At 61.6% G+C, this 237-nt stretch carries 1 pseudogene; it reads left to right on the top strand.

Annotated elements, in window-relative coordinates:
- Positions 1–46 precede the first annotated feature (46 nt).
- A pseudogene (locus ACQG3P_RS23290) lies at positions 47–232 on the top strand (M23 family peptidase); the annotation flags it as partial.
- Positions 233–237 lie beyond the last annotated feature (5 nt).

The following is a 237-nucleotide window of genomic DNA, read 5'->3' as shown; positions in this document are numbered from 1 at the left end:
ACGCAGGACGGGCACTGGATGTCGGCTCAGACATGAAAACTCACTGATGGCATTCAAAAAGATCGTAATCAAAACGCGTGAAGGCCAGGCCAAGACGCCGCTGGCGCGTTTGCGTTTCTACTTCGAGGACAGGCCCCGCGCCCTGCTGGGCAGCGGACTCGGGCTGGGCTGCCTGATCGGCTTCGGTGGCGGTCTGGGTGGCAGCAGGTTCAACGTTTCGCGGCTCCACGCCTAGGT

Origin of the sequence: Stenotrophomonas sp. SrG (assembly GCF_050031795.1) — a bacterium.
Taxonomy (GTDB): domain Bacteria; phylum Pseudomonadota; class Gammaproteobacteria; order Xanthomonadales; family Xanthomonadaceae; genus Stenotrophomonas; species Stenotrophomonas rhizophila_A.
This window is presented reverse-complemented; position numbering and strand designations above follow the sequence as displayed.